Consider the following 21,455-nt stretch of genomic DNA (forward strand, 5'->3'; position numbering starts at 1 on the left):
AGGGTATATGGAGTGTTGGACATGGCGTTATTGAGCGTTATCCGGCGCTGGCATTTTCGCGATCATCTACCGATCCGGGAGATAACGCGGCGCACCGGACTATCACGCAACACGATCCGCAAATATTTGCGGTCCGAGACGATCGATCCGCGGTTCAAGGTGCCTGATCGACCAAGCAAACTGGACCCATTTGCTGAGCATCTGGCGGCCTGGCTGCGGCGCGATATGGGCCGATCGCGCAAGCAGAAGCGCACGATCAAGCAGTTTCACGCCGATTTGGTGAGCCTGGGTTATGAAGGATCCTACAACCGGGTTGCCGCTTTTGCTCGGGACTGGCGCGAAGATTATCGGCGCCAGCAACAGATTGGCGGGCGTGGGACATTCGTGCCCCTGTCGTTCGCGCCGGGGGAAGCTTTCCAGTTTGATTGGAGTGAGGACTGGGCAATCATCGCCGGGGTTCGGACCAAGCTGCAGGTCGCGCATTTCAAGCTCAGTTACAGCCGGGCATTCATCGTGCGCGCCTACCTGCTGCAAACCCATGAGATGCTGTTCGACGCCCATAATCACGCCTTCCGCGTGCTGGGCGGCGTGCCGCGCCGGGGTATCTATGACAATATGCGCACGGCCGTCGACAAGGTCGGGCGTGGCAAGAACGCACCGTCAACGCACGCTTCCTGACGATGGTCAGCCACTATCTGTTCGAAGCTGAGTTCTGTAACCCGGCTGCGGGATGGGAAAAGGGGCAGGTCGAGAAGAATGTCCAGGATGCGCGGCACCGTCTGTGGCAACCCACGCCGCAGGTCGAAAGCCTTGATGCGCTGAACCTGTGGCTGGAGGAGCGCTGCAAGGCGTTATGGGAGGACATCCCTCACGGGATCGAACCCGGATCGGTTGCCAATGCCTGGGCCGATGAATCTGAGTGTCTGATGGTTGCGGGCAGGCCCTTCGATGGTTTTGTGGAATATCGCAAACGGGTATCGCCGACGTGCCTCATCCACTTTGAGCGCAATCGCTACAGCGTACCGGCCTCTTTCGCCAATCGCACTGTCAGCCTGCGCGTCTATCCTGATCGCTTCCAGGTCGTCGCCGAGGGGCAGCCAATCTGCGCACATCAGCGCATCATCAACCGCTCTCACGACGGTCCAGGTCATACGGTTTATGACTGGCGCCATTATCTGGCGGTCGTGCAGCGCAAGCCCGGCGCCCTGCGCAACGGTGCGCCCTTCCTTGAGCTACCCGATGCGTTCCAGCGTCTGCAGCGACATCTGTTGCGCAATCCCGGCGGCGACAGGGAAATGGTCGAAATACTGGCGCTGGTTCTTCATCATGATGAGCAACTGGTGCTGACGGCGGTCACCATGGCGCTGGAGGCTGGCGTTCCGACCAAGACCCATATCCTCAATCTGCTCTATAGGCTGGTCGACGGAAAACCGATCTCCACGCCGCCGGTGACGGCGCCCCAGGCGCTCAAGCTGGTCAGCGAACCGATGGCCAATGTCGAACGCTATGATGATCTGCGCAAGGAGAAGCGTCATGCGTCATGACCCTGCCAGCGGCGCCATCGTCGTCATGCTCCGCAGCCTCAGATGCATGGCATGGCGCAGGCCGTCACCGATCTCATGGAACAGGGATCTCCAGCGTTCGAAGCCGCCATCCCGATCCTCTCCCAGTTACTCAAAGCCGAGACAGCAGAACGGGAGGTTCGGTCTGTGGCCTATCAGCTCAAGATCGCGCGCTTCCCTGTCTATCGCGATCTGGCCGGCTTCGACTTTACCAGTAGCGAGGTCAATGAAGCTCTGGTGCGTCAGTTGCATCGCTGCGACTTCATCGACATCGCCGACAATATCGTGCTGGTCGGCGGTCCTGGCACCGGCAAGAGCCATGTGGCAACGGCGCTGGGCATCCAGGCCATCGAACATCATCGAAAGCGCGTCCGCTTCTTCTCGACGGTCGAACTGGTCAATGCGCTCGAGCAGGAAAAAGCACAGGGCAAGGCCGGTCAGATCGCCAATCGCCTCCTGCACTCCGATCTCGTTATCCTGGATGAGCTTGGATATCTGCCGTTCAGTGCTTCAGGTGGCGCGCTGCTCTTCCACCTGCTGAGCAAACTCTACGAGCGCACCAGCGTCATCATCACCACAAACCTGAGCTTCAGCGAATGGGCCACCGTGTTCGGCGACGCCAAAATGACCACGGCGCTCCTCGATCGGCTTACCCATCACTGCCACATCCTGGAGACCGGCAACGATAGCTTCCGCTTCAAAAACAGCTCTGCCAAGCAGGCCAGAACCCAAAAGAGAAAACCACGGGTTGACCCACCCGTGACACCCGAAACATAATCCGCAGACGGGTCACTTCTCGATGGAAAACCCGGGTCACTTCTCAGTGGAAATCAACAGCCTGATGATGGAAGAGGCGGTCCTGGCCAGTGACGAGAGCATGGTCGTGCGGAGCGCTTCGCCCGAAGCCGAGGCGTCGATGGAGGACGACGCGATGGCGCGCCTGTCCAGCGCGGACCTCATCATGGCGGCGACCCAGACGGAAACTGGCGAGATCGATCCGGGCGATCGGCCCCTCCTGTCCGATGCCGACGCGGCCGCATCCTTGCCATCCGATGACATACTGGGCGAACTCGCCTATGAAATGTTTGAGGGACAAGGCCAGCTTGAAGATGTGCTGACTGCCTATCTCGACCGTCAGCCAATGCCGGAACAGGTCGCACTGGCCGCGCCAGTCGGTGAAGGGTCGCCTCATCCAGACGATCTAACGTCGATAGATGTGCCGCAGGATCCGCTCGCCTATCTGGCGCAACCGGAAGATTTGGAGAAGCATACAGCCAATAGCACCTCCCAAATATGACAGTGTTTGATAACATAAATCATAGAGTTTGGATGACAATGGTGGCAAATCATTAGCTTATCGGTAATCTGTGTCGGGCATGCTGTTCATCACTGGATGAGGATGTGACCGACATGGGAACTTGGTTCCATAGCGGCAAAGCCTGTCTCGTAGCGACGGGCAGCTGGATGTTCTTCACCGCTGCTGCGCCCGTCGGCCCGGCAGCGCCCCAGGCCGCCCCCCTGACGCTGGAAGCGGCGGCGCGCGAGGCCATCGCCTGGCATCCCGCGTTGACCCAGGCCGCTGGTGAACTCAACGCGCGTGAAACAGAAGTGGATGTCGCGCGCGCAGGCTATTCGCCGCAAATCAGCGCAGGGCTGGCGACCGGGCTGGACAGCCGGTTGACGGCAGACTGGCGGCCCCGTCCGCAGATCAACGCATCGCAGATGCTTTTCGATTTCGGGAAGGTGTCAAGCGCGGTGGATCTGGCGCGGGCGGGAACGCGCGTGGGCGAGGCGCAAATGCTGCTGGCGATCGACCAGCTGGTCCGCGACACCGGCTATGCGCTGATCGAGGTGCAGCGCGGCGAGGCGCTGCACGCCGTCGCGCTCGAGCAGCTGGAACGGGTGCGGGCGATCAGCGAGCTGGTCGGAAATCGCGTCACCATGGGCGCCGCCACCAAGTCGGACCGGTTGCAAGCGCTTGCGCGCGTCGAAGCGGCGGTCGCGACATTATCGCAGGTGGAGGCAGCGCGCCGCCGGTGGTCGAGCAATCTGGCCTATCTGTTGGGACGTACCAAACCGCCCGACGAGGTAGCGGAAAATGCGCCTGGCTGGTTGATGTCGGCGTGTCGGCAGCCGCCCCCCGATTGGGGACAGGTGCCCGCCGTGATGGTGGCAGAGGCGCAACGGGAAGAGGCGTCGGCCGACCTCAAGCGCCGCCGCGCGGACCAGATGCCAACCGTATCGATCGGCGGAACTGGCACGATCGATGTGTCTGATCCCTTTTCCGATCGCCGCAGTGCCTATTCGCTGGGCCTTAACGTGACCGGCAATGTCTTTGGCGGCGGTATCAGCAAGGCGCGGGTGCGCGGCGCGACCTTTGCCTTGGAGGCTGCCGACGCCGCCGCCGAGCGCGCGCGCAACGAAGCCGAGCAGCGGCTGGCTGAGGCCCAGCAGCAGATCGACAGCCTCAACGCCCTCCTGCAGACGCTGGCGTCGCGCCAGGACAATATGGACGAAACGGGCAAGCTCTATCGCATGCAGTATCTGCAGATGGGAACTCGGACGCTGGTCGACCTGCTGAACGCCGAGCAGGAATTCCAGCAAGTCCGGTTCGAGGCGGTCAACAGCGCCCATGATCTGCGTCGGCTGCAACTGGACTGCCTTTATAATTCCGGACGCACCCGCGCAGCCTTTCACCTGAGCGGCACCGTCGTGCGCGGGGTGACGTTGTGAAGATGACGCCGCCGATCAGTCCGGCCGACGCCACGCCAGTCGATAGCTGGCTGGACATGCTGCAGCAGGTCGCGCGCCATTATGGGCTGCCCAACAGCGGACAGGTCGCCAAGCTCACAGGCCTGTGGGCGGGACTGGACGGAGAACAGGCCCGGGTACGCGGCATGGCCCGGGCGCTGGGCCTGTCGGTGCGTTTTCGTTCGGTGGGCGGACGCGAGCCGCTGACAGGGTGGCGCTTGCCGATGATCGTGCGGATGGCGGATGGCGCGTTGGCCCTGGTCACGGCGATCGGAGAGGATGGCGAGGCGACACTGACGCTGTCGGGGGAAGCGGGACTGATGGCGCACCGCCCGATAGCCGACATTGCGCGCGAAGCGTCCATGGTCGTGATCGCCCGGCCGGCGCGCGCGGCTCCGGACATGCGGGTGGACCCCTATATCCATAAGCAGGAGGAGAATTGGCTGCGCCGCATATTGTGGCAGGACAGCCGATCCTATGTGCATGTGATGGTGGCATCGTGCATCGCCAATCTGCTGGGGTTGGCGGGCGTCATTTTTTCCATGCAGGTCTATGATCGCGTGGTCCCGGCCGAATCCTATCCCACGCTCTACATCCTGGCGTTCGGCGTCGCGCTGGCGATCGGGTTCGATTTCCTGCTTCGGCGGTTGCGCATGAACATCGTCGATGTGCTCGGCAAGCGGGCAGACCTGCGCATGTCGGACAGGGTGTTCGGCCATGCGCTTCACGTCCGCAACCGCGCGCGGCCGACATCGACGGGCACATTCATAGCGCAATTGCGCGACCTGGACCAAGTGCGCGACCTGCTGACCTCCACCACCGTGGCGGCGATGGCTGACCTGCCCTTCTTCCTGATTTTTCTGGTGATCCTCTGGTCGATCGGCGGGCCATTGGTGCTGGTGCCGATCGGCGCGCTGATCCTGCTGATCCTGCCCGGCTTGCTGGCCCAGCGGAAATTGCGGGTCTACGCCACCGCATCGATGCGAGAATCGTCGCTGCGCAACGCCATGCTGGTAGAAGCCGTGCAGGGCATCGAAGACATCAAGTCGCTACAGGCGGAGGAGCGGTTTCGTCAGCACTGGAACCGGTACAATGCCGAAGCAGGAGAGGCGCAGCTGAAACTGCGCGGCCTTACCAACAGTCTGACCGTATGGACGCAGAATGTGCAAAATGGCGTTTACGCCGGCATCGTGTGCGTGGGCGCACCGATGGTGATCGCCGGGGACATCACGACGGGCGCCCTGGTGGCTTCCTCTATCCTGGGATCGCGGATGATGGCGCCCATGTCGCAAGTGACGGCGCTGCTCAGCCGGTTTCAGCAGTCGCGTGTCGCAATGGGCAGCCTCAACCAGATCATGCGCCTGCCGGTGGATCGGCCCGAAGCCGAACATCGCATCTCCGTCGACGCGATAAAGGGCAGCTTCAGTGTCCGCAGCGGCGTTTTTACCTACGCGGATCCCAACAGCCCGCCGGCGTTGACCATCGATGCGCTGGAAATCGGTGCAGGGGATAAGATCGCGCTGCTGGGCCGCAACGGCGCGGGCAAGTCGACGCTGCTGCAAGCCCTGTCCGGCATGTTGCCGCCAGTGTCGGGAGAAATGCTGATAGACAATTTGGCGATGCACCATGTGGACCCTGCGGACCTGCGCCGGGACGTCGCCTTCCTGTCGCAAAGCAGCCGCCTGTTCCACGGCAGCATCCGCGAAAATCTGACGCTGGGGGCGCCCGATGCGTCCAATGAGGAAATCGTGTCGATGCTGGCGATGTCCGGTGCCCTCCAGTTCGTGCGCCGCCTGCGCAGCGGTCTGGAGCATGTCGTTCTGGAAGGCGGGCAGGGGCTTTCGGGCGGGCAGGTGCAGTCGCTGCTCTTGGCCCGTATGTTGCTGCGCCATCCGCGCGTGGCCCTGCTGGATGAGCCGACTGCCGCCATGGACGAGGTGTCGGAGCGCAATTTCATCGACGGCCTGAAGGGGTGGGCCGAGGGGCGGACACTGGTGGTGGCGACGCACAGGATGCGCGTGCTGGAACTGGTGGACCGGGTGATCGTGATCGACAATGGCGCCATCCTGCTGGACCAGCCGCGCGATGCAGCGCTGCGCACCATGCAGGCCAACCGGGCGAGGGTGGCATGACCAGCACGGTGATGGACGATGACTGGCAGTTCGACGATGAAGGGCGTGGCCGCATCAGGAGTGCGCGGCGGCTGGTCTGGCTGCTCGCGGCGCTGTTCCTCGTCGCCTTTTGCTGGGCCTGGTTCGCCCGGCTGGACGAGGTGGCCAGTGGCAGCGGCCGGGTTGTGCCCACCAGCCGCGAACAGGTGATCCAGTCGCTGGAAGGCGGGATATTGGCCAAACTGATGGTCCGGCAGGACGATATCGTGCATCCTGGCCAGATCGTGGCGCAGCTCGATCCGACCCAGGCGGGATCGACAGTGGAGGAAAGCGCCGCGAAATATCGCGCAGCGCTTGCCAGCGCGGCGCGGCTGCGGGCGGAGGTGACAGGTTCGGCGATCGACTTTCCAGCCGAACTCGATGACTATCCGGACCTCAAATCGGCGGAAAGCCGGTTGTATCATGACCGGCGCAGCAGCCTTGCCAGTTCCGAACGACTAATCGACGAATCGCTCGCCCTTATCAGCAAAGAGGTCAAGATCGGTGAATCCCTGATCGAGGTGGGGGCGGCCAGCAATGTCGAGGTGCTGCGGTTGAAGCGTCAGCGCGCCGAGCTGGCGCTCAAGAAGGCGGACCTTCGATCGCAATATCTGGTCGAGGCGCAGCAGGAACTTGCCAAGGTCAGCGAAGAAGTGGAAGCGCTCGGGCCGGTGGTGCGTGGTCGGTCCGACACGCTGGAACGATTGACCATCCGATCGCCCGTGCGCGGAGTCGTGAAGAGCATCGAGGTATCGACCATCGGCGGCGTGATCGCGCCCAACGGCGAAATCATGCAGATCGTGCCGCTGGACGACCAATTGTTGATCGAAGCGCGCATTTCGCCGCGCGATATCGCGTTCATCCACCCGAACCAGCGCGCGACGGTCAAGATCACCGCCTATGACTATTCCATCTATGGCGGGCTGAATGGCGTCGTGTCGAGCATTTCGCCCGACACGATACGGGACGAGGTCAATCCAGACATATATTATTATCGCGTCTTCGTGCGGACCAATTCCGTTGCGCTTGTCAACAAGGCGGGCAAGCGCTTCCCGATCGTGCCGGGCATGATCGCGACTGTCGATATCCACACCGGCAGCAAGACCGTGATGCAATATCTGATGAAGCCGCTAAACCGGGCGCGCGAAGGGCTGCGCGAGCGATGAGGCCGCCCCTGACGGACAGGCTGGCGGTGATCGGCGATCGGCTGGCGCATATCGACCCGATCATGATCGACGGGACGCCGGGCGTCGTGCTGTTCCTGTCCTACACCGACGGCGAAACGCGTGCACGCACGCTCCGCTTCGCCGGCCCGAACGCGCAAAGCTGCTGGGCCGCCGCCGAGACTGCGCTGAAGCGGGCGGCGCCTGAAGGCTGCTGGCTGCGCGTCGACTGGGTGCGGGCGGTAGAGCAGATCGACTGGCGCGACCTGCGCGCGCGCATTGGGCGGACGAAGCGCAATTATTTCCGCCTGGGCATCGCACTGGACGGACGTCTGGAGCGCGCCTTCCTGGAGACGGAGATCAACGCCAATGCCATGCTCTATGGTGGCAAGGGGCATCCCACCGCGACCCTGAACGAGGCGAATTTTCGGCGCTATGCGCGGATCCGCCATGGCGTCGACGCACTCGATTTCAGCGATGACGCGCCGGTATGGCTGTTTTCGACGGCCGGCCTGTTCCAAGGAGAAAATGGCGTCATTCATCCCATCCGGCAGCAGGGACGCAATGCCGGGCGCCGGACTGTCGAGCAATTGGATCCCGAACTGCTCCAGCAGATGATCGCCGACGGCAGCGCCTATCTGGCGTCGCAGGCGAGAGAGGATGGGCGCTTCCATTATGGCTGGCATCCCTGTTTTGACAGGCCGATCGCCGCCTATAACAGCCTGCGCCATGCCAGCACGCTCTACGCCATGCTGGAAAGCTGGGAGGTGACGCGTGCGCCGGACGTGCTTGCAGCGATCGAGCGCGGACTGGGCTATCTTGAGCGCGCACTGATCCGGGAGGTCGCCCTGCCCGACGGCTCACCGGCCGCGTTTCTGATCGACGCGGGCGAGGAGATAAAGCTGGGCGGCAATGCGGTCTGCGTGCTGGCGCTCGTGAAGTATAGCGAGTTGTTCGCATCCGACCAATATCGCCCGCTGCTCGATCGGCTGGCGCAAGGAATAGCATATATGCAGGATGCGGCCAGCGGCGGCTTCGTCCATGTCCTCCAATATCCAACCTTGCGCGTAAAGCAGCCCTTCCGCATCATCTATTATGACGGCGAAGCGGCATTCGGGCTGATGCGGCTCTACGGGTTGACCAAGGATCCGCGCTGGCTGGCGGTGGCGACCCGTGCAGTCAGGCACTTCATCGCGGCCGGTCATGCCGCGGCCCACGATCATTGGCTCGGCTATTGCGCCAATGAACTTACCCGCCATTGCCCCGAAGAAGCATGGTTCCGCTTTGGCCTGGACAATGTCCGGGATTATCTGGATTTTGTCGAACATCGGATCACGACCTTCCCGACGCTGCTGGAATTGATGATGGCGGCGCAGGGGATGATCGATCGGTTGGCCCAGGATCCTGAACATCGCCATCTGCTGGACGATTTCGATCGCGAGCGGTTCGACAGGGCGCTGCACGCGCGCGCCCATTATCTGCTCAACGGCCATTTCTGGCCGGAACTGGCGATGTTTTTCGCCAATCCGCGCCGTATTGTCGGCAGCTTTTTCATTCGCCATCACGCTTTTCGCGTGCGGATCGACGATGTCGAACATTATCTGTCGGGGCTGGTCGCCTATCGCCAGCATCTGCTGCGCCAGCGCACGGCAGATGCCAAGGAGATCGGCTGGACCGCGCACAATGTAGCGGGCGCAACGGGCGGGACATGGGTTCGGTCTCCGCCCGAAGATTGGCGAGCGACAGGCTTGTGCATCTATCGTCCGAGCCTTCAGGACGGCGATATGGTCGTGATGCGCGGAGAGGAGGACGCCGAGCGTGGCATCCCGCCGCGCCAGGTTAACCGGGTAAAACCACAGGCTCGGGGCATCATTACCAGCGCGCCGCAGGCATTTGCCGATGCAGAATTGCCGGTTTTGTCGGTGCGCAACAATGGCGACGCGGTGCTGGCTCTAGGTCGCTACGCTCGGTCGATGATGCGCGGCAAGTTGATCGGCGTCACCGGGAGCGCCGGCAAGACGACGATGGTCGCGATGCTGGCGCAGGCTCTGCGGCCATGGGGAAAGGTCGGCACAAGCCGGCTGAACGCCAACCTGCCACATGGCATCGGCTGGAACCTGGCCTCGATCGCCTGGGATACGCCGCATGTCGTCATGGAGTTGGCGATCGGGCGCATGAAACAGAATGCGGCGCTGGCGCGGCCGGACGTCGCCGTCTTTACCAACATCGCAGCCGCGCATCTGGAATTTCATCATGACCTCGCGACGGTGGCGCGCCGCAAGAGCGCGATTTTTGAAGGGATGGCTGCCGGCGCGACGGCCATCCTCAATGCCGACATGGCGGAACTGGCGCGGGTGCGCGCCCTGGCAATGGCGCGCGAATTGAACATAGTGAGCTATGGTGAGGCCCCCCAAGCCGACATCCGCCTGATCAGCCGTAAGGGCAACTTTCTGGAAGCCGAGACGCCTTCGGGACGCATGGGCTATCATCTGGCCACGCCCGGCCGGCACATGGCGGTCAACAGCCTGGCGGTACTGGCCACGCTGCATGCGCTGTCGCTCCAACCCCATCGCGGAATGACCGCGCTGGAAGATTTCCGCCCGCTCGCCGGCCGCGGAGACGTGGCGGCGCTGTGCGTTCAAGGCAAGCGCATCCTGCTGATTGACGAGGCGTATAATGCCAACCCGGCATCGATGGCCGCCGCGCTGGAATTGCTGGGCGCGCAGGCCGGCGGCCGTCGCGTGGCAATATTGGGTGAGATGCTGGAACTGGGCCCGGGGGCGGAGGGCTATCATGCCGATCTGGCTCCGCTCGCCACGGGCCTTTCCATTGATGTCGTCCATGCCGTGGGGCCGCTTTACGCACGCTTCTGCGCCGACCTGCCGCCCCGCCACCGTGGCATCCATGCGCCGGATCTCGCGACGCTGCACGCCCTTTGGCCAGAGCTGATCCGCGATGGAGACATTGTGCTTGTCAAGGGATCCCACGGCAGCGGCGTTCATGAGATTGTTCGAGCCATCCAGGCGGAGGCTGATACGACCGCGATGCCGCGTTCGCCGGCATTGCTGGCGTCATGAAACCAAGTTTTTCAAGGAATTGACATATTCTTAACTACTCATCTTCAAGCTCGACCCTGCTCCACGAGAACATAATGCAAGGAATTCTGCATGGGCTCGCGTGATTACAGCATGGCCAAGCGGGGGAACGGCACCAAGCCGAGCCGGTCCTTGGTGGCGCTGGCGCGGCAAACCCAGCAGGCGCGGATCAATTGCTCGCAACATTTTCCCAAGCATGTGTTCCGCGATGCAGCCTGGGACATCATGCTGGAATTGTTCATCGTCGCCGAGGAAGGACGCAATATGTGCGTCAAGGAAACCATGGCCGTATCCGGAGAAAGCGCGACCAGCACCATGCGCCGTATCGAGGGGCTGGAGGAGGCCCGACTTGTTGCGCGACGCTACGACCCGATTGATCATCGCCGCGTCATCGTCGAACTGAGCGAGAATGGGCGTCAAGCGATGATCGCCTTCCTCGTGCATTTGTTCGAAGCAGGCGAGGCGGCATCCGAGCAGGGAGGGACGACGAAACCTGTATCGTTCATCCCGATGGCGAATAATCGACAGAGAGGGCTTGGCGAGATGGAGTAAGAAAGCAAACGCTCCGACATCGCCTTACAACGTTGCGCCGGCCGGCCGCGGCGCGTCAGGATGCGAAGAAATCCCCCTGGCGGGCGGGCGCGTTCGTCCTGGGTGGGGCAGGCCGGCTGGAGACGAGTGCTCTGGCGCGTCCGGTCAATGTGTAGACAGCCTGACGCTGGGCGCCGCGATTGAGATGGTCCACGCGATAGCCCTGATAGTGTCGCTTGAGCAATCCGGCCTTTACCAGTTCCGATGCTGCCCGACTCAAATTGGTCTTTCCTGAAGCGCGCACGCGCACCTGTACTTCATCGTGAACCAATTTTGCGTCCGCTTCTGTGTCTCCGAGGATCTGACCGTTGGCCCGCAACTCTTCCCGCACGCGTTCGATCAATGCCAACCGGCGCGGATCACGCTGGCCCATTGGCGTCAGTGCGTCACACAACCAGTCGCGCAAAGGCACGAGGCCGTCTTCGACCCGCACCACCGGTCCTGCGCTGCCATCGGGCCGCGCCACATCGGCGATCAGCGTCAGCAGCATGAAGGCATAACGCGGGCGTGAGCAGCAATGAGCCAATTGGTCGAGCAACAGCGAAATGTCGCTGCCGCCCACCATGCGGGACGGGACGGATGCGTGAAACATATCGTGAATCAAGCACAAAGCTTTGCAGATGGGAATCCCGTTTTTCAGCCGAGTCGCGCTTTGTCAGCTGTGACACTTTACCCACTGGCAAAGTGTCACAGCTGAAACATCATAAGCGGATTAGCCAGCACCTAAATGTGGGCCAGTAATTGCGGCCCGGCGTAAACGGACACCCGCTGGTTGGCGTGACCAAAATGGTCCCGGTCGAAATGCGCGCTAGCGCAGCTTGTCGAGCGTGAGCGGCAGGTCGCGGATTCGTTTTCCCGTAGCGTTGAACACCGCATTGGCGATCGCGGCGGCTACACCGGTGGTGCCGATCTCCCCAATGCCGCGCGCGCCGAGGGGGGTACGGGGGTCGGGGATGCCGGTCCACAGGACATCTATATCGGGCACGTCCAGATGCACCGGGACATGATAGTCAGCCAAGGACGTGCTCATGATACGGCCGGTCCGTTCGTCGAGCAGCGTTTCCTCAGTGAGGGCCATGCCAAGACCCATGACCATGCCGCCTTTAAACTGGCTGGTCGCCGTCTTGGCATTGAGAATGTGGCCGCAGTCGAAGGCACCCACGAGCCGGTCCACGCGAATTTCTCCGGTCACGTCGCTGACGCGCAATTCGCAGAAATTCGCCGAGGTGCTGTGCATCGCATATTTCATGATCTCAAGCGGCGCTCCGCTTTCGCCCACGACGCTTAATTCCTCCCGCCCTGACCGGCGGAGGATGGAAGCGAAGCTCTCACTGCGGGAGGGATCCTCAACACTGCGCAAGCCCCCGTTGGCGAACTCGGCCTCAGCGGGCTTGAGGCCGGCCAGCGGCGTGTCGTTGCCCGCGAGCCGCAGCAATTCGGCGACAAGCTTCCCGCTCGCCGCGCTGATCGCGGCGGCCAGCGATGCAGTCTGCGACGATCCACCGGCAAAGCTGGCGAAGGGGAGACTTGAGTCCCCGATCGTCACCGTGACACGATCAAGCGGAAGGCCGAGGCGATCGGCAGCGTGCTGGCGCTGAACCGTCGCCGTGCCCATGCCCATTTCATGCGCGGCGCTGGCGACATGGGCGTCCCCGCTGGTGTCGATGGTGATCCGCACCGAGGTGCCGGGCATCCGCATGAAAGGAAAGGTGCCGCTGGCGCAGCCCATGCCGATCAGCCACTCACCCTCGCGCCGCATTCCCGGCTGGGCTATGCGCCGGTGCCAGCCGAAGCGCGCGGCGCCCATATCATAGGCCTCCATCATCGCGCTTTGCGAATGTGGCGCGCCACTGACCGGATCGCGGGTCGCAACGTTGCGGCGGCGCAGTTCGATGGGGTCCATGCCGATGGCATATGCCAGCTCGTCCATCGCGCATTCGATCGCGAATGTGCCTGGCGTCTCTCCCGGCCCGCGCATGAAGCTGTTCGCCAGCAGATCAAGATCGACATAATGCTGGACGATGTCGAAGCTTTCGCAAGCGTAGAGGGATCGCCCGGTAAGGGTGAACCCTTCATCGCAGATGCTGTGCAGCGGTTTGACGCCGTAGCCATGGTGAAGCAGCGCCTTGAGCTTGCCGTCCGCATCCGCAGCCAACGCCACCCACTGCTCCGTCTGCGTTCGCCCGCCGATCAACCTTTGCATATTGGCGCGCGTGAGAGCGACGCGCACGGGACGATCGGCGAGCTTCGCAGCAGCCACGCCGAGAATCTGGTGGTCCCACAGGCCCTTGGCGCCAAAGCCGCCGCCCACATAGGGCGAGCTGACCTGAACATCGCCTTCCTTCAGTCCGAATATCTTCGCGAGCGAACCGGCAGTGCCGTGGATCATCTGGGTCGCGTCGTGAACGACCAGCTTGCCGTCTTGCCAGACGATCGTGGTGGCGTGCGGCTCGATCGGATTATGGTTTTCCCATGGCGTCGTGTAGAGGGCGTCGATCTTGAACGCCGCTTCCGCAAGCTTCTTGGCGGCGTTGCCCTTGTCGAGCCTGTTCTTTTCGACAAGCATCGATTCCGGCGTATAGGCGCCGGCCTTGCCTTCCTCGAACCGTGTGCGCGCCGGCGCGGTGTCGTAACCCACGCGGATCAGTGTCGCCGCATGGTCGGCCTGTTCACGGGTTCCGGCCAGAACCACCGCCACGACCTGGCCATTCCAGCGTATTTCGGCATCCTGCATGATCGGCAATGTGTGATTGCCCGCGGCCTTCAGGTTTGTCATGCCGATTGGCGGCGGGACCGCCATTTTAGGCGCGTTGCGATGGGTCATTACCAGCGCGACGCCCGGCGCCGCCTCGGCTGCGGACACATCCATCAGCGATGCGGCCGCGCGCGATCGTGGAATGAACAAAGGCGGCGTAAAGCAGATTTTCCATTGGCACTTCGGCGGCAAACCGAGCAGCGCCGCGCACCTTGTCGGGTCCGTCAACGCGCGACTGCTGCCCGCCAAGCGCCACCCGCTTGTCGATCAGCGGATCGGGCGTGCCGCCCGGCAGCCAGCTTGCAGGGACATGGCCGATCACGGCGCGCACGCCGCCGACGATGGCGTTTTGAAGCTTGGTCATGCGTTCGCTCCTGCAAGGGCGGTCAGGACGGCGACCGTCGTTCGTTCTACGAGGCCGATCTTGAAGGCGTTGCCGGACAGCGGCTGGGCATCGACGAGTTCTTCGCGGATCGCAGCCAGGAAAGCGTCGGGCGTCGGCGCACGGCCGAGCAGAGCGTGCTCGGCCCGGCTTGCTCGCCAGGGCTTGGCGGCGACGCCGCCCAGCGCAATGCGGATTTGCGTGACCTGCCCGTTGGCGAGCGACAGGCCGCCCGCGACGGAGATCAACGCGAAGGCGTAGCTGGAGCGGTCGCGCACCTTGCGATATTCGGAGTTCGCGATCGCATCCGATGGCGGCGGCAGTTCGATGCCGGTAACCAGGTCGCCGGGCTTCAGCACTGTCTCTATTTGCGGCATATCCCCCGGCAAGACATGGAAATCCGTCAGCGGCACCTGCCGTTCGCCGGCCGGCCCTGATAGATGAACCACAGCGTCAAGCATGGCGAGGGCGACGCACATGTCGGAGGGGTGCGTTGCGACACATTGGTCCGACGCGCCCAGTATCGCGTGATAGCGATTGAAGCCGTCGAGCGCATCGCATCCGGCCCCAGGCTGCCGCTTGTTGCAGCGCGCGCCATCGACATCGTAGAAATACATGCAGCGTGTGCGCTGGAGGATATTGCCCCCGACCGTCGCCATGTTGCGGATTTGCGCCGAGGCGCCGGCGAGCAAAGCACGCGCGAGTACGGGATAGCGACTGCGGACGATCGGATGGGCTGCAAGTGCGGCATTCTTGACCGATGCGTCGATGAGCAATCCGCCGCCTTCGATTTCGCGGATGGCACCGTCCAGGCGGCTGATGTCGACCAAAGCGCTTGCTTGTTCGACATTCTGGCGCAGGAGGTCGACCAGATTGGTCCCGCCACCCAGAAATCGACCATCAGTGCCGACACGCGCAAGGGCGTCCGCCCGGTCCGACGCTCGGATGTAGGTCAGGGGGGTCATGCCGCGGTCTCCGCCAGCATCGCCTCGATGGCTTCGACGATCCCATTGTGCGCACCACAGCGGCAAAGATTGCCACTCATGCGCTCGCGTATCTCCGCGCGCGTCGCGACCGGTGGCCCGGCGGCGAGATCATGGGTCACATAGCTGGGATCGCCGCGGCGCAATTCCTCGGCCATGGCGATTGCCGAGCAGATCTGGCCGGGCGTGCAATAGCCGCATTGTAGCCCGTCATACTCGACAAAGGCGCGCTGCAACGGGTGAAGATCGTCACTTTCGCCTGAGAGGCCCTCGATCGTCCGAACGTCGCGGCCTTCCGCCTGCGCGGCCAGCGTAAGACAGGACAGGACGCGATCACCATCCAGAAGAACCGTGCAGGCGCCGCAGGCGCCTTGGTCGCACCCCTTCTTCGTGCCGGTAAGATGCAGATGCTCCCGCAAGAGATCGAGCAGCGAGACCCTGGCGTCGTCCGGCTGTGAAATCTCGATGCCGTTCACGCATATCATCATACGTCGCTCCATTCCTGACGGTTTGCCAACCATGCCGCACCGCTTACGAAGATACAACGACGATCGGACTATTCAACTATCGTTGTAGACGATTTTGGTAATCATTGCGATGAACCGGTCCCTTTCATCGGGCGACAGCCGCGAGAGCATGAGCATATATATCTGTCGATAGGCCTCGACCTGCGCTTTGGCATAGGCTTCGCCGTCCTTGGTGAGCGTGAGCGCTACGGCGCGGCGATCGACTTCGATCCGTTCCCGCTTAAGAAAGCCGCGCCTGACAAGCCGGTCCGTCGCCGAGGACAATGTTGTCTGGGGCACGCCGAGAAAGCGAGCAACATCAGTCGGGCCGCAGCCAGCGTGCTCAGCAATATAAAGCAACACTGCTTTATCCAGTTCGGCAAGCGGCCGTTCGGCGCGCCGCGCCTCGGCCAGCTTGTAGCGGCGCGTAAAGGTTTCAAACGCACTGCCGAGCGTGGCAAGCTGGTCTTCAGTCGGATCAGTCATTCGCTCCGCATATCCCGCCTAGGGCATGATGCGCCAGTCTTGTTCATTGGCGAAATGCGACAGTATAAACCGGGGCGCGAGAAGGAAAGCAAGGGCGTGTTCGATCAAGGGCGCATTCGATATAGCGACCCCTGGCCCGTGCCGGGGCTTAAGGGCGACGCTTGCCTCGGTGGACTTCCCGCAGCTGTCGCGACCGCGCTGCACGGTTGGCACTCAAAGCACGGACATGAATCTTAAGTAATTGATAACAAAAGAGTAAGACTGATAATATATCTTATGTTAAGTTGGGAAAAATTTGTCCGGTAGGTGGGGGCAGCAGTCGATCAGATATTGCCGTCACGTGTATTGTCCGAACGTCCGGATCTGACGGAAGCCGCCCATCGAGCGACTCGGATTGCCGGACAGTAAGCGCTGCAGCCATTGCGGTACAATCGATCACTTCCCTTTCCGGAACCGGGCCCGCTTGGAGGAAGTGCGACCGTCTTAATTTCCCATCTCCAAAGCGCCATTTTGAGAAAACGTAATCGGGAACGCCGGATTAGTGCGCATCCCTGGCTTCAACGAATAGCGGTTAAGCCTCGACGTTGTCGGGCGTCGACAGATATCTACGCACGGTGCGACGAACTCGCACTATGAGCGGCGCTTGTTCCTCCTCGTTCCGTTCGCCGGCGGCATCGAGCATCCCCCGGAGGATCGCCAGCACATCGCTCGTGGCAGATGACATTTCGGGTTGCCGAGGGAGGTCTGGTCGGGCGAGGACGTCTGCCAGGAAGGATTCTTGCTCTCACAAGATGCGTGTCACCATCGAGCGGCAGGCGGGCTTCCTCGAAATTGAGCAACCGTGCCAGGCGAGGGCGACGCACTTGGTGCCGGACAGCGGCTTCGATGACGCATCGGGAGCCCCCCGTCCGGTAACCACCATGCTCGCAGCCCTGACTTTCTCGACGAGGATGGGATGTTCGCGGGCGATCAGCGCGCCGAGCAGCGCATCCTTGCGGGGAAGTATTGGCAGAGCGTGCCGATGCTGGCGCTGGCCCGTTCAGCTGCCGCATTCGTCGTGAAGCCACGATGCCCCTGCCCCTCCAAAATGCGAGCAGAGGCTTCGATGATAGCGTTCGCAGGGTGCTGCGCGCGCCTGCCGTGGCTGTTTTCGTGGGCGGGTGCGCTGATCTTGAGGCTGTGGGATCACTGAAGCCAATGCGTGTAGCTAAGGCGAGCATACGCTCGCATCGTCCTAGGCGGCAATCGTCGATGCCATCCATCCGATGCGCCACAATCCCGGCGCCAATGAACACGCCCTGTTCGAAGCCTTCAGCCAGAGCGTCCTCGAGAACGCGATCTCGACCGGGGCCTGAACTCCAACCCTATAAACACCTTCGAAAATACGAAAGGAAACGACCATGTCGCGTATCACCATACCCGAAACCGCAACGGCCCCCGAAGGTTCGCAGGCTACGCTGGCCGCCATCAACGGCAAGCTGGACCGGGTGCCCAACTTCTTCCGCGTTCTGTCCAACAGCCCGGCGGTTATTAATGCCCACGCCGCGCTGAATCAAGGCTTCGGCAAGGCGCTCGACCTCAAGACCCGCGAGCGCATTGCCTGGCCGTGGCCGCGGCAAACGGCTGCGAATATTGCAATGCAGCCCACAGCTTCACCGGCTACACTTTCGCCAAGCTGAGCAAGGAGGAAGTGGAACGCGCCCGCCAAGGCACTTCCGCTGACCCTCACGCCGCAGCGGCCGCGACCTTTGCCCGCAAGGTCGCCGAAGTGCGCGGCAAGGTTACCGCCGATGACCTTGCAGTGATCCGCGATGCCGGGTTCAGCGAAGGCCAGGTCGTGGTGGTGGCGGCCGAGAACTTCTTCACCAACCTGATCGACAATGTGGCGGAAACGGAAGTGGACTTCCCGGCGTTCTAGGCGGCGTGGACAAATTTGAGCCAGTATCTGGCGGTAGCGATATGGACCATACCGAGGAAGCTGTTGGCCAGTTGGTCGTATCGGGTGGCGATCGCCCGGTTGATCTTGAGTTGGCCGAACATGCGCTCGATTCGGTTGCGTTGCTTGTAGAGCGCCCGGTCGTGCTCGATTTTCACGCGCCGGTTTGACCGTCCGGGGATGACGGCCTCGATATTCCGTTCTGTAAGATCGGCACGGATTGCGTCGGCGTCGTAGCCCTTGTCGGCGAGCAAGGCGTCAGGTGCGCGTTCTGGTAGGCCGATCAGGACGTCATAGGCTTTGCAATCTGCCGCCTCACCGACCGTTAGATCGCCGTAGCGGGGTCGTGCAATACTTCCCCGGCGAATTTCAGCCTGAGGCGCCAAGGTCCTCAACCTGGGCGCGGCCAATCGCCCACAAGTTTCTTGCGTTGACCGACGGTGGTATGCTGCCGCATCATCAAGACCTCGTTGCCGGCGCGGCGTAAAATGCAGTCTCCCGTTCGCAGGGCCAACGCCACGATGGTATAGGTGGGGTTCGCCCAGCCCGATGTTGGGAACACCGAACTGCCGGCGATGTAGAGATTGTCCATCCCGTGTACTCGGCCATTGGCATCGACGACGCCCGTGGCCGGAGTATCGGACATACGAGTGGTGCCCATGTGATGGTATCCGCCAATGGGATGAGCGCTTACCAACGGGTCGGTGCACCAGCGGCGATCGGGGGCGGAAAGCCAGTCGGCAGGGATCAGACGCCCGGCGTCGAGCCTTGCCATTTCCCGGCCCAGCACATGGACGAGACGATCGACGGAATGGATGTCCAGTTCGTTGATCCGCCAGTCCAGCTGGACGCGCGGCATGCCAAGGGCATCGCGTTCGCCCGATAGCATGACGCGGCTGTCCGGGTTGGGCGCCTGCTCGGCGCGTATGACCAAGGCCATTTCGTTGCACCCCAGCTTTTGCAATAGCCAGGGCCGCGCTGGGTCGGTGACCTTCTGGATCAGCATCGCTGCCTTTTTGGCTTGCAGCCACAGCATGCGTGCGCTGCGCGAGGGATTGAGGTCGTGCTTGACGCGATTGTAAGCGCGCATGCCCATGAATTGAGCTGCATCTGCAGGTTGACGCGAGGCGATGGTCAGCGCGGTGTTGAGCATGCGTTCACGCTCCTGTGCTCTTTCTCCGGGTGACACGAGAGCAGCAACCCTCTGCCTCCTGATGGTGTGGCGATTGCCGAACAGCCGCAGCAGCGACCACGCCTGCGGGGAAACGACCTTACCGCCCCGGGCATGCGGATGCTCCATGAAGAATCGGCCTACCAGATCGCGACCATTACCCAGGCCTGCGGGTTGGACAGACCGGGACGCCAGCAGCAGGCGCGGGTTTTCGATCCCGCCGGCTGCCAGCACGAACGTGCGCGCGCGGATCACGGCACGGCGGCCGCCTGGACTGCGGGCCTGGACTGACGTTGCGCTGTGTCCCGCATCATCGACGTCGATGGCGGTAACGGTCGCATGGGTGAAGATGGTGCAGCGTGGATGGGCCACAAGATCGGCGCAAGCCTTCAGGGTGAACCGGCTGGAGTTTGGATCGAACGACCACAGCTTGATCGCGATCTCGCCCGGATCGAAGGCGGGCATCGCGACGCCTGCCTGTTGCAGGGCCTCGGGCGAAGGGCGCTTGACCGGCAGGCCGAACACGGCAGCCGCCTCATCGTAATAGGGTTGCAGCTGCTCCATCGTGATCGGCCAGCCTGAATGGGGCACCCAGTCACGCTTCTCCAGATCGATGGCATCGAGTTGCGCCACGCGGCCACCCCAGATCGCGGTGGTTCCGCCGAAGAAGCGCAGGCGGGCATGGTCGAGTTCGTAGTAGGACTCGCCGACATTGCTGCCCGCGTTGAGGGCGGCCGTAGCCGGTTCCCAGTCGACGCCGCCGGATTCCAGGATGGTGACGGTTCGCCCGCCCGCCAGCAGGCGCCGTGCCATCGTGATGGCGGCGACCCCGCCCCCGATGATGCAGATGTCCGTGGCGTAGGTGGAAAAGTGGGTCTTTTCGAAATCCAGATGCATGTTGTCACTCGCTCGGAGCCGACGGGAGGGCCCATGAGGCGCTAGAACCGCCAGGGGCTCCGTCAGCTGTCGCAGAAAAGGGCTGGCGTTGGCTTGCACATAGGTTCCGGGTCCCCATCATTCTGCCCTGCGAAAGATTGATTCTTCCCAATGTTTAGTCTCACAGACTGACAGAACTGCCGACCGGGTCACTATAGCGCGCGTACTCCACGCTGACGCTCATGACTTCCGTTCGATGTTCCTCAACCGGCGCGCGACTGGGTCGGCATAGGGAATAATTTCATGGAAGATGTCATATCCCCGGTCACGCAATTCGTGGCGCTGCACGGCGTCTGGGCAGGCCCCATCGTGGGCGTGCTGTCCTTCCTTGGCGGTAGTCAGATTGTTCATCCCGGCAACCGCCGTCATGCTGGCGATCGGCGGGCTGGTGGGGAGCGGCGTGCTCGATCCCGTGCCTGTGGTCCTGTGGGCCGTCGGCGGTGCCGTGGCAGGCGACTGGGTATCCTATGGCATTGGTCGGGGGATCGGGCCGTCCGTTTATCACCGCTGGCCGCTGAGGCGGCATCGGCCGCTGGTGGCCGGCACCCGGCTGTTCTTTCGTCGCCACGGGCTCATGGCAGTGCTTCTGGGACGCTTTCTGGGGCCAATACGCGCTACAGTGCCGCTGGTCGTACGGGTCATAGCAATGCCTCGACGACCGTTTCACGTCGCCAACATAGCGTCGGCCGTAATCTGGGTACCGGTCATGTTCCTCCCAGCCATCGCCGCAACTTATATCGTGCGGGCGGGCGTCATCGACCTCGGGGCCGGGTTGAGCGAATGGCACCTGCTTGCCTTCGGGGCAGGGATCGTGGTCATAACTATGATCGCGATGACGATTGCCTCGCACGGAATGAGGCGTATCCGCCGAGCGCGGAACGCCGCAGAACCGCGCAGGACTTCGCGCTAGGTCAGCAGCCAAGCGGGTTAAGACGGCCGGGACAGGCAGGATGATACTCGATGCGCACTATGTAGAAAGACAGGAAAC

Annotated in this window: 19 protein-coding genes and 1 pseudogene; 11 read left to right on the plus strand and 9 right to left on the minus strand. The window is 62.5% G+C overall.

Going from position 1 to position 21,455, the window contains the following annotated elements:
• Positions 1–21 precede the first annotated feature (21 nt).
• The 8 genes and pseudogenes from istA (at position 22) to SKA58_RS16500 (ending at position 11,273) form a co-directional block, all read left to right on the plus strand.
• Positions 22–1,544: pseudogene (gene istA, locus SKA58_RS16465) on the plus strand (IS21 family transposase).
• 42 nt (positions 1,545–1,586) lie between these two features.
• Entirely contained in the window at positions 1,587–2,339 is a 753-nt protein-coding gene (gene istB / locus SKA58_RS16470; RefSeq protein ID WP_009823609.1) for an IS21-like element helper ATPase IstB, read from the plus strand.
• A gap of 22 nt (positions 2,340–2,361) precedes the next feature.
• Positions 2,362–2,859, plus strand: a complete 498-nt coding sequence (locus SKA58_RS16475) for a hypothetical protein (protein ID WP_156784253.1) — start codon at positions 2,362–2,364, stop codon at positions 2,857–2,859.
• Positions 2,860–2,972: 113 nt separating this feature from the next.
• Entirely contained in the window at positions 2,973–4,295 is a 1,323-nt protein-coding gene (locus tag SKA58_RS16480) for a TolC family protein (protein WP_232209463.1), read from the plus strand.
• A gap of 2 nt (positions 4,296–4,297) precedes the next feature.
• The gene (locus SKA58_RS16485; protein ID WP_037543968.1) at positions 4,298–6,445 is read left to right on the plus strand and encodes a type I secretion system permease/ATPase; all 2,148 of its coding nucleotides are present in this window, start codon (positions 4,298–4,300) and stop codon (positions 6,443–6,445) included.
• Positions 6,442–7,629 (plus strand): HlyD family efflux transporter periplasmic adaptor subunit, encoded by a 1,188-nt coding sequence (locus tag SKA58_RS16490; protein ID WP_009823613.1) that lies wholly within the window; start codon positions 6,442–6,444, stop codon positions 7,627–7,629. The genes SKA58_RS16485 and SKA58_RS16490 overlap by 4 nt, the downstream gene beginning before the upstream one ends.
• Entirely contained in the window at positions 7,626–10,703 is a 3,078-nt protein-coding gene (locus SKA58_RS16495) for a UDP-N-acetylmuramoyl-tripeptide--D-alanyl-D-alanine ligase (RefSeq protein ID WP_009823614.1), read from the plus strand. Before SKA58_RS16490 ends, SKA58_RS16495 begins: the two co-directional genes overlap by 4 nt.
• A gap of 90 nt (positions 10,704–10,793) precedes the next feature.
• Complete coding sequence (locus tag SKA58_RS16500) at positions 10,794–11,273, plus strand: MarR family transcriptional regulator (RefSeq protein ID WP_009823615.1); 480 nt, start codon at positions 10,794–10,796, stop codon at positions 11,271–11,273.
• Between the two features lie 55 nt (positions 11,274–11,328).
• On the opposite strand, the gene SKA58_RS16505 is transcribed toward SKA58_RS16500, so the two are convergent.
• The 6 genes from SKA58_RS16505 to SKA58_RS16525 all read right to left on the minus strand — a co-directional run bounded on the left by SKA58_RS16505 (position 11,329) and on the right by SKA58_RS16525 (position 16,424).
• Positions 11,329–11,904, minus strand: a complete 576-nt coding sequence (locus SKA58_RS16505; protein WP_037543830.1) for a hypothetical protein — start codon at positions 11,902–11,904, stop codon at positions 11,329–11,331.
• Positions 11,905–12,120: 216 nt separating this feature from the next.
• Entirely contained in the window at positions 12,121–14,181 is a 2,061-nt protein-coding gene (locus SKA58_RS16510; RefSeq protein ID WP_009823617.1) for a xanthine dehydrogenase family protein molybdopterin-binding subunit, read from the minus strand.
• On the minus strand, positions 14,114–14,431 hold the full coding sequence (locus SKA58_RS20380; RefSeq protein ID WP_009823618.1) for a dehydrogenase: 318 nt from the start codon (positions 14,429–14,431) through the stop codon (positions 14,114–14,116). The genes SKA58_RS16510 and SKA58_RS20380 overlap by 68 nt, the downstream gene beginning before the upstream one ends.
• Positions 14,428–15,414 carry an FAD binding domain-containing protein gene (locus SKA58_RS16515; RefSeq protein WP_009823619.1) on the minus strand — a complete coding sequence of 329 codons (987 nt, stop codon included), beginning with the start codon at positions 15,412–15,414 and terminating at the stop codon, positions 14,428–14,430. The genes SKA58_RS20380 and SKA58_RS16515 overlap by 4 nt, the downstream gene beginning before the upstream one ends.
• The gene (locus tag SKA58_RS16520; RefSeq protein ID WP_083784927.1) at positions 15,411–15,920 is read right to left on the minus strand and encodes a 2Fe-2S iron-sulfur cluster-binding protein; all 510 of its coding nucleotides are present in this window, start codon (positions 15,918–15,920) and stop codon (positions 15,411–15,413) included. The genes SKA58_RS16515 and SKA58_RS16520 overlap by 4 nt, the downstream gene beginning before the upstream one ends.
• Before the next feature lie 72 nt (positions 15,921–15,992).
• Entirely contained in the window at positions 15,993–16,424 is a 432-nt protein-coding gene (locus SKA58_RS16525) for a MarR family winged helix-turn-helix transcriptional regulator (protein WP_009823621.1), read from the minus strand.
• A 1,400-nt stretch (positions 16,425–17,824) separates the two neighbouring features.
• Here SKA58_RS16525 and SKA58_RS20385 point away from each other — a divergent pair.
• Positions 17,825–18,103, plus strand: coding sequence for a carboxymuconolactone decarboxylase (locus SKA58_RS20385; RefSeq protein ID WP_009823625.1), 279 nt, complete (start codon positions 17,825–17,827; stop codon positions 18,101–18,103).
• Positions 18,031–18,342, plus strand: coding sequence for a carboxymuconolactone decarboxylase family protein (locus tag SKA58_RS20390; protein WP_232209464.1), 312 nt, complete (start codon positions 18,031–18,033; stop codon positions 18,340–18,342). The genes SKA58_RS20385 and SKA58_RS20390 overlap by 73 nt, the downstream gene beginning before the upstream one ends.
• Here the strand turns inward: SKA58_RS20390 and SKA58_RS19585 are convergent.
• From SKA58_RS19585 to SKA58_RS20125, 3 genes are all read right to left on the minus strand, one after another.
• Entirely contained in the window at positions 18,339–18,746 is a 408-nt protein-coding gene (locus tag SKA58_RS19585) for a transposase (RefSeq protein ID WP_198005994.1), read from the minus strand. The two genes, SKA58_RS20390 and SKA58_RS19585, sit on opposite strands and share 4 nt — an antisense overlap.
• 5 nt (positions 18,747–18,751) lie before the next feature.
• Positions 18,752–20,428, minus strand: coding sequence for an FAD-dependent oxidoreductase (locus SKA58_RS16545; protein WP_009823628.1), 1,677 nt, complete (start codon positions 20,426–20,428; stop codon positions 18,752–18,754).
• Between the two features lie 219 nt (positions 20,429–20,647).
• On the minus strand, positions 20,648–20,818 hold the full coding sequence (locus SKA58_RS20125) for a hypothetical protein (protein WP_198005995.1): 171 nt from the start codon (positions 20,816–20,818) through the stop codon (positions 20,648–20,650).
• Between SKA58_RS20125 and SKA58_RS16550 the strand changes: the two genes are divergently transcribed.
• Complete coding sequence (locus SKA58_RS16550) at positions 20,811–21,377, plus strand: DedA family protein (RefSeq protein ID WP_198005996.1); 567 nt, start codon at positions 20,811–20,813, stop codon at positions 21,375–21,377. The two genes, SKA58_RS20125 and SKA58_RS16550, sit on opposite strands and share 8 nt — an antisense overlap.
• The last annotated feature ends 78 nt before the right edge of the window (positions 21,378–21,455 follow it).

The organism is Sphingomonas sp. SKA58 (assembly GCF_000153545.1).
GTDB classification, from domain to species: domain Bacteria; phylum Pseudomonadota; class Alphaproteobacteria; order Sphingomonadales; family Sphingomonadaceae; genus Sphingobium; species Sphingobium soli.

Coding starts and splice junctions, on each gene's coding strand:
- SKA58_RS20380 (WP_009823618.1), bottom strand. CDS start 14,431: ATGACCAAGCTTCAAAACGCCATCGTCGGCGGCGTGCGCGCCGTGATC.
- SKA58_RS16505 (WP_037543830.1), bottom strand. CDS start 11,904: ATGTTTCACGCATCCGTCCCGTCCCGCATGGTGGGCGGCAGCGACATT.
- SKA58_RS16480 (WP_232209463.1), top strand. CDS start 2,973: ATGGGAACTTGGTTCCATAGCGGCAAAGCCTGTCTCGTAGCGACGGGC.
- SKA58_RS16500 (WP_009823615.1), top strand. CDS start 10,794: ATGGGCTCGCGTGATTACAGCATGGCCAAGCGGGGGAACGGCACCAAG.
- SKA58_RS16510 (WP_009823617.1), bottom strand. CDS start 14,181: ATGGATGTGTCCGCAGCCGAGGCGGCGCCGGGCGTCGCGCTGGTAATG.
- SKA58_RS16485 (WP_037543968.1), top strand. CDS start 4,298: ATGACGCCGCCGATCAGTCCGGCCGACGCCACGCCAGTCGATAGCTGG.
- SKA58_RS16490 (WP_009823613.1), top strand. CDS start 6,442: ATGACCAGCACGGTGATGGACGATGACTGGCAGTTCGACGATGAAGGG.
- SKA58_RS20385 (WP_009823625.1), top strand. CDS start 17,825: ATGTCGCGTATCACCATACCCGAAACCGCAACGGCCCCCGAAGGTTCG.
- SKA58_RS16515 (WP_009823619.1), bottom strand. CDS start 15,414: ATGACCCCCCTGACCTACATCCGAGCGTCGGACCGGGCGGACGCCCTT.
- SKA58_RS16520 (WP_083784927.1), bottom strand. CDS start 15,920: ATGATGATATGCGTGAACGGCATCGAGATTTCACAGCCGGACGACGCC.
- SKA58_RS16475 (WP_156784253.1), top strand. CDS start 2,362: ATGGAAAACCCGGGTCACTTCTCAGTGGAAATCAACAGCCTGATGATG.
- SKA58_RS16525 (WP_009823621.1), bottom strand. CDS start 16,424: ATGACTGATCCGACTGAAGACCAGCTTGCCACGCTCGGCAGTGCGTTT.
- istB (WP_009823609.1), top strand. CDS start 1,587: ATGCATGGCATGGCGCAGGCCGTCACCGATCTCATGGAACAGGGATCT.
- SKA58_RS20125 (WP_198005995.1), bottom strand. CDS start 20,818: ATGAACAATCTGACTACCGCCAAGGAAGGACAGCACGCCCACGATGGG.
- SKA58_RS16495 (WP_009823614.1), top strand. CDS start 7,626: ATGAGGCCGCCCCTGACGGACAGGCTGGCGGTGATCGGCGATCGGCTG.
- SKA58_RS16545 (WP_009823628.1), bottom strand. CDS start 20,428: ATGCATCTGGATTTCGAAAAGACCCACTTTTCCACCTACGCCACGGAC.